Origin of the sequence: Bowdeniella nasicola (genome assembly GCF_900107735.1) — a bacterium.
GTDB classification, from domain to species: Bacteria; Actinomycetota; Actinomycetes; order Actinomycetales; family Actinomycetaceae; genus Bowdeniella; species Bowdeniella massiliensis.
Genome location: NZ_FNQV01000001.1, coordinates 38,295 through 55,208, shown reverse-complemented (window position 1 = coordinate 55,208; position 16,914 = coordinate 38,295). Strand labels below are relative to the sequence as shown.

The 16,914-nt window shown below is 64.1% G+C and carries 14 protein-coding genes; 7 read left to right on the top strand and 7 right to left on the bottom strand.

Annotated features, from left to right (window positions below; translation table 11 throughout):
* Position 1: 1 nt before the first annotated feature.
* A complete protein-coding gene (locus BLU67_RS00300) occupies positions 2-985 on the bottom strand; it encodes an ABC transporter permease (protein WP_092560835.1) in 984 nt (327 codons plus the stop codon).
* Positions 986-1,349: 364 nt separating this feature from the next.
* On the opposite strand from BLU67_RS00300, the gene BLU67_RS00295 reads away from it, so the two are divergent.
* Positions 1,350-2,159 carry an SIR2 family NAD-dependent protein deacylase gene (locus BLU67_RS00295; protein WP_176780635.1) on the top strand — a complete coding sequence of 270 codons (810 nt, stop codon included), beginning with the start codon at positions 1,350-1,352 and terminating at the stop codon, positions 2,157-2,159.
* On the opposite strand, the gene BLU67_RS00290 is transcribed toward BLU67_RS00295, so the two are convergent.
* The 3 genes from BLU67_RS00290 to BLU67_RS00280 form a co-directional block, all read right to left on the bottom strand.
* On the bottom strand, positions 2,156-2,581 hold the full coding sequence (locus BLU67_RS00290; protein ID WP_092560833.1) for a DUF4870 domain-containing protein: 426 nt from the start codon (positions 2,579-2,581) through the stop codon (positions 2,156-2,158). The genes BLU67_RS00295 and BLU67_RS00290 overlap by 4 nt on opposite strands.
* Before the next feature lie 77 nt (positions 2,582-2,658).
* On the bottom strand, positions 2,659-7,527 hold the full coding sequence (locus BLU67_RS00285) for an NAD-glutamate dehydrogenase (protein WP_092560831.1): 4,869 nt from the start codon (positions 7,525-7,527) through the stop codon (positions 2,659-2,661).
* 59 nt (positions 7,528-7,586) lie between these two features.
* Positions 7,587-9,230 carry an FAD-dependent oxidoreductase gene (locus BLU67_RS00280; RefSeq protein WP_222842303.1) on the bottom strand — a complete coding sequence of 548 codons (1,644 nt, stop codon included), beginning with the start codon at positions 9,228-9,230 and terminating at the stop codon, positions 7,587-7,589.
* Between the two features lie 147 nt (positions 9,231-9,377).
* On the opposite strand from BLU67_RS00280, the gene BLU67_RS00275 reads away from it, so the two are divergent.
* The 3 genes from BLU67_RS00275 to BLU67_RS00265 are packed head-to-tail and all read left to right on the top strand — an operon-like array spanning position 9,378 to position 12,148.
* Positions 9,378-10,850 carry a purine-cytosine permease family protein gene (locus BLU67_RS00275; RefSeq protein ID WP_222842312.1) on the top strand — a complete coding sequence of 491 codons (1,473 nt, stop codon included), beginning with the start codon at positions 9,378-9,380 and terminating at the stop codon, positions 10,848-10,850.
* A gap of 2 nt (positions 10,851-10,852) precedes the next feature.
* Positions 10,853-11,404 (top strand): cysteine hydrolase family protein, encoded by a 552-nt coding sequence (locus BLU67_RS00270; RefSeq protein ID WP_092560827.1) that lies wholly within the window; start codon positions 10,853-10,855, stop codon positions 11,402-11,404.
* A 48-nt stretch (positions 11,405-11,452) separates the two neighbouring features.
* Positions 11,453-12,148 (top strand): helix-turn-helix transcriptional regulator, encoded by a 696-nt coding sequence (locus BLU67_RS00265; protein ID WP_092560825.1) that lies wholly within the window; start codon positions 11,453-11,455, stop codon positions 12,146-12,148.
* On the opposite strand, the gene BLU67_RS00260 is transcribed toward BLU67_RS00265, so the two are convergent.
* On the bottom strand, positions 12,145-13,101 hold the full coding sequence (locus tag BLU67_RS00260) for a PfkB family carbohydrate kinase (RefSeq protein WP_092561172.1): 957 nt from the start codon (positions 13,099-13,101) through the stop codon (positions 12,145-12,147). The two genes, BLU67_RS00265 and BLU67_RS00260, sit on opposite strands and share 4 nt — an antisense overlap.
* 17 nt (positions 13,102-13,118) lie before the next feature.
* On the opposite strand from BLU67_RS00260, the gene BLU67_RS00255 reads away from it, so the two are divergent.
* Complete coding sequence (locus BLU67_RS00255; RefSeq protein ID WP_143027281.1) at positions 13,119-13,733, top strand: hypothetical protein; 615 nt, start codon at positions 13,119-13,121, stop codon at positions 13,731-13,733.
* Between the two features lie 9 nt (positions 13,734-13,742).
* Positions 13,743-14,576 (top strand): sulfurtransferase, encoded by an 834-nt coding sequence (locus BLU67_RS00250; RefSeq protein WP_092560821.1) that lies wholly within the window; start codon positions 13,743-13,745, stop codon positions 14,574-14,576.
* On the opposite strand, the gene BLU67_RS00245 is transcribed toward BLU67_RS00250, so the two are convergent.
* Together BLU67_RS00245 and BLU67_RS00240 are read right to left on the bottom strand one after the other, a co-directional pair.
* Entirely contained in the window at positions 14,573-15,037 is a 465-nt protein-coding gene (locus tag BLU67_RS00245) for a S8/S53 family peptidase (protein ID WP_092560819.1), read from the bottom strand. The genes BLU67_RS00250 and BLU67_RS00245 overlap by 4 nt on opposite strands.
* Positions 15,038-15,408: 371 nt before the next feature.
* Positions 15,409-16,287 (bottom strand): hypothetical protein, encoded by an 879-nt coding sequence (locus tag BLU67_RS00240; protein WP_092560817.1) that lies wholly within the window; start codon positions 16,285-16,287, stop codon positions 15,409-15,411.
* A gap of 58 nt (positions 16,288-16,345) precedes the next feature.
* Here BLU67_RS00240 and thpR point away from each other — a divergent pair, with 58 nt between their 5' ends.
* The gene (gene thpR / locus BLU67_RS00235) at positions 16,346-16,897 is read left to right on the top strand and encodes an RNA 2',3'-cyclic phosphodiesterase (RefSeq protein ID WP_092560815.1); all 552 of its coding nucleotides are present in this window, start codon (positions 16,346-16,348) and stop codon (positions 16,895-16,897) included.
* Positions 16,898-16,914: the final 17 nt, after the last annotated feature.

The following is a 16,914-nucleotide window of genomic DNA, read 5'->3' as shown; positions in this document are numbered from 1 at the left end:
CTCAGCTCACTCTCACGCGCGGGTCAATGACCGCGACGAGGACGTCGGACAAGAAAGCACCGGCGAGCGTACATGCCCCGGAGAATGCCACCACGGCGACAGTTCCGTTGATGTCCATCTTTTGAATCGTCTCAACACCGTAAATACCCATGCCGTGCCAACCGAACACACTTTCGGTGATCGCGGCTCCCAGCATCAGACCGGTGACCGCGAAGGCGAAGTACGTGCCCATCGGGATCAGCGAGGTGCGCAGCGCGTGACGGGTCACTGCCTTGCGCTTGATCAGGCCCTTAGCGCGGGCTGTGCGCACGTAGTCGGCGCCGAGGGTATCGAGCATGAGGTTGCGCTGGTAGCGAGAGTAGGAGGCAAGACCCATTGCCGACATCGAAATTGTCGGCAGCAACAGGTGCTGCAACCGGTCGAAGAATGCTGCGCCGAAGTAATCGCCGTGCTGTCCGTATTCACCAATGAATTCGAAGAACTCGGTTCCGGTCGCCCGGTTGAAATTCACGGCCATGATCTGCAGCGTGATGGCAAGAACGATCGACGGCGTGGAGATGAGAATCAGCGAAATGATGGAGATGGTGCGGTCCGCAAAGGAGTACTGCTTCGTCGCAGTCCACGCGCCGATGGCAACGCCACCCACCATGCCGACAAAGGCACCAATGGTCACCAGTCGTAGCGAAACCCAAGCCCGGCGACCCATCTCGCCGTTGACGGAGTCACCCTGGGGAGAGTAGCCCCAGTCCCAATGCATGACGACGTTGGTCAGCCACGTCCAGTAGCGTTCCATCACTGGGGTTTGCGAGGAGATGTTGTACCCCTCGAGGTAAGCCCTCAGCTGGTCGGGCGGCATCGGGGGCTGTCGATTCGCGAACAGCTCCTCTGGCCGCAAGAACGTGCTTGCCATGATGTAGGCCAACGTGATCGCAATGAACAACAACAGAATGTAGTTCAGGATCCGTCGGATCAGATAGTAGGTCATACGTCTGCCTTATGGTTGGCGCGGGGTTTCCGCCTCGGTCCTGGCGTACGGCCGATACCCCTGGTGGTGGGTATCGGCCGTAGCTAACTGTGCAAGAATAACGCGATTAGCGAAAATGTCCACGCCGAGTGCGACGCCGATCACAAAACCGACATGAAACTTCATGGCTTTCCTCCCGCATTTTTGCCATCCACGAACTCTTGCATGACCCATTCGAGACGCCATGTTGGCGTTTCCGGGCCCTTAGTCAACAATTGCTCGCCATCATACGCGTAACAAGGCCTATGCGACGACTCGAGCGCGGGCGTGCGGCAGACAGGTCGGCTCGCCTGAAAGCGGCGGCCTTTGGTGGCAGAGTAAAGGTATGCGCGGCGTACATCGGCCTGACTCGGCCCCGATCGAGATCCCTGACGACATTTTCGACGTCCTGCGCGACGCGCACCGCGTCTGCGTTCTCACCGGCGCTGGTATGTCGGCTGAGTCCGGCGTTCCCACATTTCGTGATCCGATCGATGGTTTGTGGGAGCACTATGAGCCAGAACAGCTCGTATCGATCGAGGGCTGGCACTCCGATCCCGGGACGGTGTGGGCCTGGCATCTCTGGTTCGCAACCCTGATCGCCCGCTGCTCCCCCAATGCCGGACACCGCGCCCTAGGACGGTGGCATCGAGTGTGGCAGCGTCGCGGTGAAGGCACCATCGAGGTCGTCACGCAAAACATTGACGATCTGCATGAACGTGGTGGTGCAACGCCGATCTCGCATCTGCACGGCGAGATCAATAAGTTTCGGTGCTTCGAATGCGGCGCACCGGCCTCCCCCATGCTCAGCTGGCCAGCGGAGCCACAGGCCTCGATCCCGCCACCCCGCTGCCCGATCTGCGGTGGCTACATCCGGCCCGGTGTCACCTGGTTTGGCGAAGCCCTACCGGCAAAGGCGATCGACGCAGCCGTCCAATCGGCGATGACCTGCGACGCCATGATCGTCATCGGAACCTCGGGCGTCGTCTACCCCGCAGCAGGGCTACCCAAGCTCGCGGCCGGGCGCGGTATGCCCGTCATCGAGATCAATCCGAGAGACACAGACATCACCCACGACATGGACATCGTGTGGCGTGAAAGCGCAGCGATCGCCCTACCGGCCCTCGTGGACGGCATCGTGGGCGATCACGACTAGTTCAGGACTTTAAAGAACTGCATGGGGTAGTTGTAGACGAGCCCCTTGTTGGCCTGTAGCGCGCCCACGATGTGCAAAATGATCTGGGCGAGACCCGACAGTCCGACAAGCACGATTCCAATCGGGCTCAGGATGATGGACAAGATCATCGCCCAGCCGATGATCGCAACGACCCACATCGACAGGTCGAAGTTGAAGGTGTGGGCCGCGCAGCGCCGAACAAACGGCGACTTTTCCTTGTACAGCAGCCACATCACCCACGGGGCGATGAGGCTCGCAAAGTTCACCGTGATGACCATCGCGATCAGCGGCGAGAGGTTGGTGAGCATCCCCAGCGTCTTGTCCTGCTCGCTGCCCGGACCAGGCTCACCTCGAGAACCGTCGTATGAGCCGTAGCCTTGCGGTACCTGATAGCTGGACATGTGTCCCTCCTGCGTTCGGGGTGCCGGTCACCCGGCACCCCTAGTCTCCCGCGATCGGGAGGCAGGATGCAATCTGCTTAGGACGAACGCACCAGCGAACGCAGCTGACGCAGGCCCACCGACAACGGCGCGATCTGCGGATGGTCCATGGCGTGAATCTCATCGAGCGCGGTATCTACGCGCTGCAGGATCTTGCTGTGTTGCTCTTCCCACTGCTCCTGACGCGCCGTCGCCGAGGCGAGCGGGTCGCTCTCGCTCGACGTCGTTGCCTCGATGACCGCTCGGGTGATGATCGCATTCGTCGCCGCGACGTCCGCGCGGATCGCGGAGCGCGCGAGGGCGTCCCACAAGTCGGTCTGCGGTAGTTCCGAGACCTCGTGCAGCAGGTCGCGTAGCCGCAGCCGCTCGGCGAGACCGAAGTGCAGCCGCGCGATTTCCTCCGGGTCCTCCCCCGTCTCGTCGGCGATCTCGATGACGTCGAGCCACATCGCCTGATCGAGCAGGGTGGCGGCGATGCCCGCGAGGTCCTTGCCAACTCCGGCCGCCTGATAGCGCTCGGCCTTGGACTTCATGTCCGCGAGGAAGGATTCGGGCAGGATGCGCTCGCGCGCCTGCCGCAGCGTTGCGATCCGCTCGCGGTACTGCTCGATTTCGGCGTTCACGTCCATGTCGCTTGGCCGGTTATGCAGGAACCAGCGCGCGGCACGATCCAGCAGGCGTCGGAAGGTCAGGTACATTTCCGAGGAGACTTCAGTGGCCACGACGCCGTCGCGCTCCTCGACTCCGGCGACGAAGTCGCGTAGCGCGAAGACCTCGCGGGCGATGATGAAGGCCCGCGCGACCTGGTCCGCGCTCGCGCCGGTCTCGTCCATCGCGCGCGTGACGAAGGTGATGCCGCCGCGGTTGATGATCGAATTGGCCAGCTCGGTCACGACGATCTCGCGGCGCAGCGAATGCTCGGCCATGTCCTTGCTGTAGCGCTCGGCGAGCACCGGCGGGAAGTGATCGGCGACAAGCGCGGCCGTCCACTCTTCATCGGGCAAGTCGGTGGCGAGCAGTTGGTCCTTCAGGCTCATCTTGGCGTAGGCCACGAGCACGGCGAATTCCGGGGTGACGAGGCCGTGGCCCGCCTCCTGGCGCTCGTGCAGTTCCTCGTCGCTCGGCAAGAACTCCAGGGCGCGGTCGAGCTCGCCGGAGTCTTCCAGCTTTTCCATCAGGCGCATGTGCGAGCCGAGCATCCGATCGTCCTGGAAGCGGGCATTGCCGAGCAGGACGTTTTGCTCGTAGTTTTGCCGCAGCACGAGGCGCGCGACGTCGTCGGTCATCTCGGCGAGCAGCTCGTTTCGCTCCGCCATCGTGAGCTCGCCGCGCTCGACGATCGGCGCGAGCAGGATCTTGATGTTGACCTCGAGGTCGGAGGAGTCGACGCCGCCCGAGTTATCGATCGCGTCCGTATTAATGTGCACGCCGTGCTGGGCGGCCTCGATGCGGCCGAGCTGGGAAAAGCCCAGGTTGCCGCCCTCGCCGACGACCTGGACGCGCAGGTCGTCGCCCGTGATGCGGATTGGATCATTGGCGCGATCACCAATCTGATCGTCTGTCTCGCTGGAGCCGCGCACGTAGGTGCCGATGCCGCCGTTCCACAGCAGGTCGACGGGTGCCTTCAAGACGGCCTGAATGAGCGCGGTGGGCGTCACCTCGGTGACGTCCTCGTCGAGGCCGAGGGCCTCGCGCATCTCGGGCGTAACGTCGATGGACTTGGCGGTGCGAGCAAAGACGCCGCCGCCGGCCGAAATCAGGTCACGGTTGTAGTCGTCCCAGCTGGAGCGCGGGGTGGTGAACAGCCGCTTGCGCTCAGCGTAGGAGGTGGCGGCATCGGGGTTCGGATCGATGAAGACGTGGCGGTGATCGAAGGCACCGATGAGGCGAATGTGCTCGCTCAGCAGCATGCCGTTGCCGAACACGTCGCCCGACATGTCGCCGATCCCGACGACGGTGAAGTCCTCGGATTGGGTGTCATGGCCCAGCTCGCGGAAGTGGCGCTTGACCGATTCCCACGCGCCGCGCGCGGTAATGCCCATCTTCTTGTGGTCGTATCCGGCCGAGCCGCCCGAAGCGAAGGCGTCGTCGAGCCAGAAACCGTGCTCCCGGGCGACGGCGTTCGCGGTATCGGAAAACGCCGCCGTGCCCTTATCGGCGGCAACGACGAGGTAGGGGTCATCACCGTCGTAGCGCACGACGCCGGCCGGCGGCACGATCTCGCCCTCGACGCGGTTATCGGTGACCGAGAGCATCGCGGAGATGAACTGGACGTAGGCCGCGGTGCCCTCATCGAGCCACGCCTGGCGGTCGAGCGCCGGGTCCGGCAGCTGGGTGGCAACGAAGCCGCCCTTGGAGCCCGTCGGCACGATGACGGCGTTCTTCACCATCTGCGCCTTGACCAGGCCGAGGACCTCCGTGCGGAAATCCTCCTTGCGGTCCGACCAGCGCAGGCCGCCGCGGGCGACCTCACCGAAGCGCAGGTGCACGCCCTGCACGCGCGGGCCGTGCACCCAGATCTCGTACTTGGGCCGCGGTGCGGGCAGCTCGGGCACGGCGTGCGGATCGATCTTGAACGCGAGCGCCTCGCTGGCCTGCTCGGCGAAGAAGTTCGTGCGCAACGTCGCGGCGATGATAGCGGCCAGCGAACGCAGGATCGTGTCCTGGTCGATCGAGGAGACGGCGTCGAGCGCGCGCAGGAAGTCCTTGCGCGCCGCGGAAAGCGCCGCGCGCCGCTCATCGCTCGCCTCGGCGCCGAACTCGCTTGCGGGATCGAAGCGCAGATAGAACAGGTCCCGCAGGTCGCGCGCGAGGGCGGCGTTCGTCGTGAGCGTGTCGATGATGTAGCCGGTGGAGTACACCGGCTTGGTTTGGCGCAGGTAGGAGGCAAGGGCGCGCAAGATGACGACGTCGCGCCACGGCAGCTGGGCCGAAAGGACGAGCGCGTTGAAGCGGTCGGCCTCGGCTCGACCGGAGAGCACCGCTTCGACGGCGTCTTCCAGGCGCCGGGCCTCGCCGTCGTCGCCCGCAAACTCGGCGCTAATGCCGAGGTCGTGCAGGAAGACCTCGCGGCCGTCGAGTTCGGCATGGTAGGAGTGTTCGTCGGAGACCTGGATGCCGAAGTCGGACAGCAGCGGCAGGGATTCCGACAGCGGTATGGAGCGCGTGGCATACACCCGCAGCCGGTGGCCGTCTTCGCCTGCCACGAGGCGCACCCGGGTGTCCTCGCCGAGCGCCGCGATTTCCTCGGCGTCGATCAATGCCGTCTCGGCGCTCGTCGCGTCCTTATATGACGGCGGCATGGCGCGCAGCATGCGCAGCGTCGCGGGACCGGTCTCGCTGCCGGCGACGAGCTCGGCGACGTCCTCGTCGAGCAGGCGCGTGATCGCGGCGATTTCGCTCGCCAGCGTGTCGCCGTCGACGTCGGCCACGAGCGAGCGCTTGCGGCCCCACACGACGAAGTGGACGCGGGCGAGCGGGGCCGTCGTCACGAGGGCCGTCGTCTCGCAGTCATCGCCCCCGAAGGCATCGCGCATGAGCTCGGTCAGGCGGTTGCGCACCGCGACGGAATAGCGGTCGCGCGGCATGAAAACCATGAGCGAGGCATAGCGGCCGTACGGGTCGCGGCGCACGAACGCGCGGGTGCGGCGCCGGCCGGGCAGATGGACGACGGTCGTGGCGATCTCGGTGAGCTGTTCGGGCGAGACTTGGAAGAGCTCATCGCGCGGATAGTCCTCCAGGATGCCGAGCAGGTCCTTGCCGAGGTGGCCGTCGGGGTCGTAGCCGGTGTCGGCGAGGACTGTGGCGACCTTCGGCGCAATGAGCGGCACGTCGAGGACGGAGGCTTGATAGGAAGCGGGCGTGAGCAGGCCGATGATGCGATGCTCGCCGGTGACCTCGCCAGCGTCATCGAAGGTCTTGATGCCGATGTAGTCCAGCGGCACGGGCTTGTGGATCGTGGAGGGCCGGTTGATCTTCGTAAAGAAGATCAGTTCCTTCTCGCGCGCCTTGCGAGCGGCCGCCTCGGGCAGCTCCTTGACGGGAGCCTCGCCGTCGCTATCGCGCAGCAGGCCAAGTCCGGTGCCGGCGATTGCCTGCAAGCGAACCGTCTCATCGCTCGAATCGAGCAGCCGGTAGCTGCGCACGCCAAGGAAGGTGAAGTTGTGCTCGGTGAGCCAGTCGAGCAGGTTGGCCGCGTCCGTCGCGGTCTCGGCGCTGATGCCGGCCGGTGGGTGGGCGCGCAGTTGTTCGGCGAGGCCGTGGGCCCGCTCGTGCATCGCGTCCCAGTCTTCAAAGACGGTGCGCGTCTGGCGCAGGATGCGCCGCAGGTCGGCTTCGAGCTGGTCCTGTTCGGCGCTCGAAGCCGGGTCCTCGATGAGGAAGCGCATCCACGATTCTTCAATCCCCAGGCCGGGTTCGACCTCGTCGTCGTGAATCTCGTGCCCTTCGAGGGCTTCGGCATCGAGGTGGGGTTCGGTATCGACGACGTCCAGGAGGTACCCGGCGCCGTCGCGCCGAACCTTCATCTGCGGGTGGATGACCATGTGGATGATGAGGCCGTGGCGTTCGATCTCGTTGGAGAGCGAATCGACGAGGAAGGGCATGTCGTCGGTGACGATGTCCAGGGCCGTCAGCGGCCGGCCCGTCTCGGGTGAGGAGCCCGTGCCAAAGGCGACGATGGAGGTGCCGGCCTCGCGGGTGGCCGCCCGAGAGAGGAAGAGGGCGATAAAATCGGCAATCTCTTGCGGTGTGCTGGCCCGCAGATCATCGGGGCTGATGCCCCTGACGACCTCGGTCAGGACGCGCGCCGCGCTGCCCGGCTTTGGCAGCGCATCACTGTGGTGGGTTTCTAGGCTCGCCGCCGCCTGATCGAGGTGTTGCTCGATGGTCTGACCCTCGTTGGACATTCCTTCTCCTTGCTGTGTGCTGGACAACACATCTACCGAGGTGATGCTATCGGTAAAACTCACAAAGCGGACATGTGCTGCGCTGCGATGTAGCCAAAGACGATGCCCTGACCGATGGTGGCCCCGGCTCCGGGGTAGGAATTGCCGAAGGCATTGGCCGCCGCATTGCCGACAGCGTAGAGGCCGGGGATCGGGTTTCCGTCGGCCCGCAGGGCGCGCGCATGCTCGTCGGCCGCGATGCCGCCGCAGGTTCCGAGATCCGAGGGCACGATCGAGACGGCGTAGAAGGGCCCGTTTCGTAGGGGCCGCAAGTTGGGGTTGGGTTCCTGGGTCGGATCGCCGTAATAGCGGTCGTAGTAGGTCGAGCCGCGCCCGAAATCGTCATCGGTTCCGGCAGACGCAAGCAGGTTGAAACGGTGGATGGTTGCCGGCAGGTCTGCCAGGCCCGTTGCTGCGGCGAGGGCATCGATGGTCTCGGCCTTGAACGCGATGCCGGCGTCGTACCACTGTGCTGGGAGGTCCTGGCGGGGCATGACGGAGCCGGAAAAGACGTAGGAGTTTCGGTAGTCCTGGTCGAAGATCATCGTGACGGGGAGTTTGGACTCGCTGCCATCCAGCCCGAGCATGATCTGGCCCGCGCTCATGTATTCCTGGGCTTCGTTCATGAATCGCTTGCCGGTTTTGTCGACCATGATCGATCCGGGCAGGGAGCGCTCGGCGAGCATGGGGCCAGCGCTCTGGCCGGGCAGGGGTCGCACGACGGGGAACCACCACGCCTGATCGAGGTTCGTCAGCTGGGCGCCGACCTCTTCGGCCAGCTGCAGGCATTCGCCGGTATTAGCGGGGTTCGCGATCGACCAGTTTTCGAGTTCCTCACTTTGATAGCGCTGCCGCAATGCGAGGTTGTGGTCAAAGCCTCCGGACGCGATGATCACTCCGCGCCTCGCGCCGATCTCCTGGCGCTGGCCGTCGTGCTCGACGATGACTCCGGTGACCCGGCCGTTATCGGTGGTGAGCTCTAGGAGTGGAGTATTCGTCCAGTACTCGATCCCCTTATCGATCACCGCGGCGATGAGTCCGACCGCGAGCGCCTGTCCGCCCGCCACATATTCGCGCTTGAGCATTGAGCCGCCGATCCCCTGCCCTGCGCGTTTGACGGCGGTGAGCAGTCCCTTGGGTTTTCGAGTCATGAGGTTCAGCCACTTGTAGTCGCGCGCCGTGATGGGAAGCGGGACGGGAGCACCGAAGGAGGTCGGGCGCAGCAGGTGACGGTGGGGTCCAAGCAGAGTGGCGTCGACTGGATCCGCTTCGATAGAGCGTCCAATGGCGCTGCCGCCGGGCAGGTCGGAGAAGTAGTCGGCATATCCCCGCATGTGCGCCCACGACAGCATGGTGTAGTCCATGAGGAGGTCGAGGGCGGGAGCGGTGTGGTCAACGAACGCTACTCGCCGGCTGCGCGGCGCGCTGTCGCCGACAACCTCGTCGAGGTAGCCGAGGACCCGCTCCTTGGTATCGGCGAGCCCAGCCGCCCTCAACACTCGGTTGCCAGGTGCCCAGATTCCGCCACCCGACATGGCCGTAGAACCGCCCAAATATTCGGATTTCTCGACCAGCAACACGCGCAGCCCGGCATTATGGGCCGCAAGTGCGGCATACATGCCGGTGCCGGCTCCTACGACGATGACATCAAAATCCTCGTGCACGGGGTCCTCCTTGACTCACGGGTTTCATTCCAGGCTAACGGGCAAACTTCACCCATGCAGACTGATCAGTCGGCACCTTGTTCGCTTCGTTATGCGCGCCGAGAGCCGTTGCGCTCGTTTTCCTGGCATGGTGTTCTTATGGATTCCATGTCAGATTCCGGCAGCACGCTGGACGCGCAAACCCGCGCTTCGCTCATCGAGCACAACGGCATCGAGGTGATCTCCGAAGAGGAGCGCACCGCAAAGCCGTCCGATCTTTTCTGGCCCTGGTTCGCAGCGAACGTTTCCGTGTTCGGGATGAGCTACGCGGCCTTCGTCTACGGCTTCGGTGTCTCCTTTACCCAAGCTCTCATCGTCACCGTCATCGGCGTGACGATTTCTTTCATGCTGTGCGGCATTATCGCGATCGCCGGCAAGCGTGGCTCGGCGCCCACGATGGTGTTGTCGAGAGCCGCGTTCGGTGTCACCGGTCAAAAGGTTCCGGGCGTCTTCTCCTGGCTTATCTCTATCGGCTGGGAAACCTTCCTTGCGATCATGGCTACCCTCGCCACGGCCACGGTCTTCGCCGAGCTCGGCTGGTCCAGCGGCACCACCACGAAGATCCTCGCGTGCATCGCGATCGCGGCACTCATCGTGCTGGCATCCGTCGCCGGGTACCACACGATCATGAAGATGCAGTCGATCCTCACGTGGCTGACCGGTGCCGTGACGATCCTGTACATCGCGCTGACCCTGAAGGAAGTTGATTTCTCGCAGGTCATGTCGATCCAATCAGGCGGCATGACCTCGGTGATCGGCGCCCTCGTCATGGTGATGACCGGGTTCGGCCTTGGCTGGATCAATATCGCCGCAGACTGGTCGCGCTACCAGTCCCGCGATGCCTCCGGATCCAAGATCGTCGCATGGAACACCCTCGGTGGCGCGGTTGCCCCCATCCTGCTCGTCTTCTTCGGGCTGCTCCTCATTGGCTCACGCCCCGACCTGCAGGCCGGAATCGAGCAGGATCCGATCGGAACGCTCGCGACAATTCTGCCCGTGTGGGTTCTCCTGCCCTTCCTACTGACCGCAGTCCTCGCGCTGGTTTCCGGAGCGGTGCTCGGTATCTATTCTTCCGGCCTGACGCTACTGTCGCTCGGAGTCAATATCCCGCGGCCCGCCGCCGCGTTGATCGACGGCGTCATCCTGACGCTCGGCACGATCTGGGTCGTCTTCTTCGCTCAGTCCTTCCTTGGTCCCTTCCAGTCCTTCCTTATTACCCTCGGCGTCCCGATCGCATCGTGGGCGGGCATCATGATCGCTGACATTGCGCTGCGTAAGCGCGATTACGATGAGCAGGCGCTCTTTGATCCGAACGGCCGCTACGGCGCTTGGGATTGGGTCTCTATCGGCACGATGATCGGAGCCTCGATCCTTGGCTGGGGTCTGGTCATTAATAACTTCGCCGAAGAAGCGGCATGGAATAACTGGCAGGGCTACCTGCTCGGCCCCCTCGGCCTCGGCGGCCGCGATGGTGACTGGGCCTGGGCAAACCTCGGCGTCTTCGCTGCCCTCGTGCTGTCCTTCCTTATTACCTATCTCGCGCGCCGCTCCAAGGTGGCACGCCAAGAAGGACGGGAGTAAACATGAATTCGGCTCCGTGGCTGCTCGTCATCGACCCGCAGGTCATATTTGCTGATCCCGGCTCGGACTGGGCCTCGCCCATGTGGGGTGCCACGGAGCCGAATATCCTCTCCCTCATCGAAGCGTTCGGTGACCGCACCATCATCACCCGATGGATTCCGCCTCAGGACCCAACCGGGTCGTGGCGGGACTATATGGCGGCGTGGCCATTCGCTGATGTCCCACCGACCGACGAAAAACTCGACCTGCTGCCGCCCTTTGTCGACGCCCCCGGGCACCGGATCGATGAGCCGACCTTCGGCAAATGGGGCGCCAACCTGCGTGCCATCACCGGAGAAACCCCGCACCTGGTCGTCGCGGGAGTCTCCACCGATTGTTGCGTCCTGTCGACCGTGATTCCGGCCGCGGACGCCGGTGCCTATCTCACTGTCGTATCCGATGCCTGCGCCGGTTCGAGCGAGGACAATCATCGTGCGGCTCTGCACTGCATGGGCCTGTATCCCCCACAAGTGACACTCCAAGGCACTGCCGAAATCCTCAAAACCATGGGATAATGAGCGCCGAACAGTGCTCACAGCACAGTGAGGGTGAGGCGATGGTGCATGGAATTCGAGACGGAGTCACGACATCCGGGCCCCTACGAGCCTGCGCTGCCACAATCCCAAATCTCGCCCGTCCAGCTTCGGGTCTTACAAGCCGCCGCTGCCGCCGGCGATGACGCCACCATCCCCCACCTCGCACAGCAGCTCGGGGGACATCCCAACACCACTCGCGCGCATCTGGAAACTCTCGTCGAGCACGACTTAATTCGGCGCGAGATCGCGCCGGCGACCGGCCGCGGACGCCCCCGCTATATCTACCGACTTACCAAGGCGGGGGTTGGGGCCTTGCGCCCCGGACCTATTGCGCCGGAGTTTGCCGGCCTTGCCCTCGCGCTCGCCAACTACCTGTCACGCCACTCGGATAGGGTCGCACTCGATGCTCAAGCCGCGGGGCGAGCATGGGCGGAGCGTGAGGATGACGAGATCGAGACAGCCTCAACGCGCCTCGATGTCGTCACAGACAAGCTCGCGACGATGGGATTTGAACCCGAAGCCACCATGGATGAGAAGGGCTCGCGCGTCCTATTGCGAGCCTGCCCGCTGCTGGCGGCAGCGGCGGAAAACACGCAGGTCATCTGCAATGTCCACCTGGGGCTGTTGCAGGGAGCCTTGGCCAAGCGTGACCTTCCGAGCGACGACATCGAGCTGTTCCCGATGGGTGATCCGCACGGCTGCGTCGTGCGCCTCGGGGATTAACCCAACGCTGCGACCTTAGCCGCCAGCGACTCCTCGCCTTCCTGCGCTAAAAAGCCGCCGACTTCTGCAAGGTTCGGGGCGCTGGAGGGACCCCGACGCGTGACCTTGATAGCGCCTGCTCCGTTCGCCGACTGCGCCGCATCCACCCAGGACATGCCCCGCGCAACCAGGCCGAGCATCGCGCCGGTGTGGGTATCGCCTGCGCCATTGGTATCAACTGGGGTGCGCGGATATCCCGGGCAGTCGACGATCTCGCCATCCACCAACACCTGGCAGCCGGCTTCGCCGTCGCGCACCACGACCACCGCATCATCGGGTAGCCGATCAGCAATCGCTACCATTGCGCGGGATAGGTCATCGGCGCCCGAAAAGTCGCGGGCCTCATCCGCGTTCGAGGTCCACACCGAGGTCATCGCACACATCCGCTCGCGAAGCTCGGGAGCAAAACCCGCGAATGGGGCTCCCGGGTCGAGCACGACGCGTGCCTTACTCGGCAGCTGCTCGAGGTAGCTCAGCAGGGGGTCCTTCGTCGGGTCATACAGGCTGTAGCCGGAGACGCACACGAAATCAGCGGGCTGCACCGTCGTGCGTGACAGGGACGCGGCGGAAATGTCACGCTCGGCGCCATAGGTCGTGACGAACGTGCGTTCCGCTGATGGCTCCACCATGACGAAACATTCGCCCGTATCCTTACCGCCGACCGGATCATCGCCATAGTCGATCCCCTCGGCGGCGAGCACCTGGCGAATCAGGTCGCCATTGGGGCCAGATCCGATCGCGCCCGCATGCGCGCAGTTGGCGCCGAGCCGCGCCGCCGCGAGCAGGATCGTCACCGCGCCCCCGGCATAACGGTTGACCGTGGCGGCGTTGACGTTATCTCCACGGTTGGGCAGATGGGGAACCTCCGCGACGATATCGACGAGGGCCTGGGCAGTATGCACGACGCGAGGCATGACCATATCGTAAGGCCATGCGGGTTTATGCGCGTCCTTCACTTCGTCTCGCCTTCCAACTCGTGGCGGACCTGTCCGTCGCGATCTGGATCATCGTGTGGTGGCACCTCTCGACGTATGTCACCACGACGGTCAACCACATCGCTGCCCCCTCCCGGCAGGTCGGGTCAACGATGGGCAATCTTCGCGCCAACGTTGGATCCGCGGCGGACTCCGTCGGCGAGATCCCCTATGTCGGCGGCTCCATCCGCTCCCCCTTTGATGCCATCGCGACGGACATGAGTGGGGTGATTGACGCAACCGACGAGCAGGTCGCGGCCATCGAACACGCCGCCGTCGTCCTTGGGTGGGCGGCCTTCCTCATCCCGGTGGGTATGGTGCTCGCGTTCTGGCTACCGCTGCGCATCCGGTTCCTCATGCGCACCATGCGAGTAGCTCAGCTCGCCGCCGAGCCCTATGGCACGGAGCTGCTCGCATTTCGCGCGCTCGCCAATGCGCCGCTACGCGTCATCGCGGCGATTCCCAATGCCGCGGAGGGCTACCGCTCCCGCGATCCGCACACCCTCGCTGTTCTTGCCGACACCGAATGTCGCAGGTTGGGCGTTGCCCCGCCGCCGCGCTCACGGCGGTAGAGTTAACCCATGGTTGACCCGTTCGTTACCTGGGCCTGGTGTCGCGACAATGTCGATTCGCTAACGTTCGCCGATGTGCGTTGGCATCTCGATAGGAAGGGCTATGAAGGGTATGCCTCCGGGCACATCCCGGGCGCAGTCTTCTTGGATCTGGATAAGGACCTGGCCGGGCATGGCGCGCCGACCGATGGCCGGCATCCCCTGCCCACCCCCGAGCATTTTGCGCGGGCCCTGTCCAAGGTGGGGATCGACGGCTCGAAACCCGTCATCGCCTATGATTCCGAGGGCGGCATCTTTGCGGCGCGACTCGTATGGATGCTGCGCACCCTCGGCTTCGAAGCCGCGGTGCTCGATGGTGGCCTGGCCGACGTCGATGTCGAACTTGAAACCGGATGGCCCACGCATGGGCCCGCCTATTTCGCGCCGCGACCGTGGCCGGGCGACGCGATCGTCAGCACTCAGCAGGTGCTCGCGGCTGCCAAAGACGATGCCACGATTCTGATCGATGCTCGGCCCACAAGCCGGTTCGAGGGCGATGACGATGTCGATGCGCGGGCCGGCCACATTCCTAGCGCTGCCTCGGTGCCGTGCCGCGACCACGTGAGCGAATCGGGCCATTTGAAGGACGATGACGAACTGAGAGCAACGTTCGCGCGGGCCGGCATTACGGCTGAGTCTCCCGCCCCGGTCGTGTCCTACTGCGGCTCGGGAGTGACCGGCTGCCACAACATTTTGGTGATGCAACACCTAGGGCTGGGAACGCCGAAGCTCTATCCCGGCTCGTTTTCGGCCTGGGCGGCTGATGAGCGTCTCCCCGTCGAGGTGGGGCCCAGCCTGCGCTAGTTCGGCTGCGCAATTCCTTCGACTTCGACGTACTCGACGTCCCTCACGCCTTGGAGCTCCTCGGCGAGCCGATCCGCTTCGGCTTGGAGCATCGCTTTGTTCGTCAAGAGGAGGATGGCGCCATTGGCGCGTGGGTGAGACGAGACGATCGTGGCGCCCGCATCGGAGACGGAGTCGAAGCCGGAGATGACGTTGGCGTCCAAATCCGGGTGTCGGGTGATGCCGGTATCGAGGACCGCGACGCGAGCGCCCCGCCCCCTCGTCACGTCCCAGGCGCGCAGGAGATCGAGCCCCGCGCCTTCGGCTTTCAGATCCCACATCTTGTCCCAGCGGGTATCGTTCGGCGGGGTCGCCGTCGCGCGCATCATGAGGTCCGGCTCGACGTATTCGATCGCGGGATCCGATTCGAGCTCGGCCACGAAGTCCTTGGTCTTGGAGTCATCGAGCGCCTTGTCCAGCACGACGACTGCCTGGCCGTCTGCTGCCGGACGGGAGAGTTCGCCTGGCGGGAGCCATCCTTGTATTTGATGATGAAGGAATCGTGGCGAGTGTTGTCGGCCAAGGTGCGCTGCACGGTGTCGCGAGCGATATCGGATCCGGCACTTGCCAGGCTCGGGGAAAGGGTGAGTGCGAGCGATGCGGACAGCACCGCTACGGAGGTTTTCTTCTTCATGAAGGTCCTTCCGACATGGGTACCGCATGTGGCACTCCCGGGTGGGGGCGCGGATTTCGCTCACACTAATGGCACGCTCGTCACACAATCTAGCGATTCTTGTGACTCACATCTCCTGATTAGCACAAAGTATACGTTTTGCTACGAAATTTCCCGCCACTAGCAGATTTCCGACAAATGTTCTCCACTGCCGGAAAGGACCCCAATCTCAAGGCGCAGTTTCGTTCGGAGCTCGCGTGCTCGATCCGCAAGCGCCCGCTGCCGGGAGACGTGCTCGGCTTTGCCCTCGGGGGTCTCGATCGCGATGTTCGGTAGGCCGAGCGACGTCGTGTCGTACGGGGAGGAGGCCATGTCTAACTCTCGTGCTTTGATGGCGTGCTGGAAGCACTCAACGAGCAGGTCTGATGAGATGCCCGGCGAGAGTTTGAAGGCCCAGCGATACAGGTCCATGGAACCGGCGTGGATGCAGCCCGGCTGTTCGGTTTCGAGCTGGTCGTGATACGTGGGCCGGCCAAGGTTCTTTGGTGCCGCAGCCGCGGTAAAAAAGCGGTAGGCATCGGCGTGGGTACACCGCAGCTCGTGGGCATCAACGACAGCGTCGGTGCCGGCTTGGCCTAAGCGAAGCGGGAGCGGGTGGCGGTGTTCGCCCTGGCGGTAGACCATCGCCCACTCGTGCAGACCGAAACAGGAAAACTGCGCGGGACGGGAATCGATATTGGCAAGGAGCTGGCCGATGAAGGCGAGAGCTCCCTTGCGCTTCGACCGATACGCGGCAAGATCCAGCTGGGCGCCCTCCTGGCTGGTTTGGTACAGCGGCCAGTTCTCGCGCTCGTTGCACCCTTGTAGGAGGACACCGGCACCTGGATGCCAGCGGCGCATTTTGCCCGGCGTAAACCCGTAGTACTCAAACAAGAAATCCATCACCGGGTGTTTCTCGCCGCGCGAGCGCCGGTGCAGATGCTCCGATGTCAGCTCGTCGATAACGCGGTGGTGCGCCTGTTGGTGGCTGAGCCATTGGTCGCGGGTTAGTCGCTGCACCCTCCCAGCTTAGGTTTATCTCCTGGCCCACCACCGCCCGGCCCCCTAGGCTTTCACCATGGGTCAACGCATGTTTGTTGGTATTAGGCCGCCCCACTCGATCGTTTCCGAGATTTCTGAGTTCTTGGCCGCCCGGCCCGATATGCCCTGGATCAACGAAGAGCAGTGGCACATCACGTTGGCGTTCATGAATTCGGTGCCGCACGCCCGCACCGATGAGCTCGTCGAGCGCCTGCGGGACGGCTTTGCGCGGCACGAGGCGCCGATGATCGCCATCCATGGTGCGGGGTGTTTTCCGAATCCTTCCCGGGCCAAGGTGTTATGGCTACGGATCGCGGAGCTGACGGGATATCTGGGAGCGTTGTCAGTCACCGCCCGTAACGCCGCGAATCGCAGCGGGGCGAGCCCCGATGGCAAGAAATTCGTGCCGCATCTCAGTGTCGCCCGACTTAAAAACCCGATCGAAGCCACCCGCTGGCTCCGGATCCTTGACACGTTCGCGACGGATCCATGGGAGGTCAGCGAAGTCGAGCTCATTGCTTCCTACCTTGGTGAGGGCCCGGCTGGTCGGCCGCGATACGAGACGATCGCGAGGCTGCCGCTTGCTTGACGGCGAGGGTAGCGTGG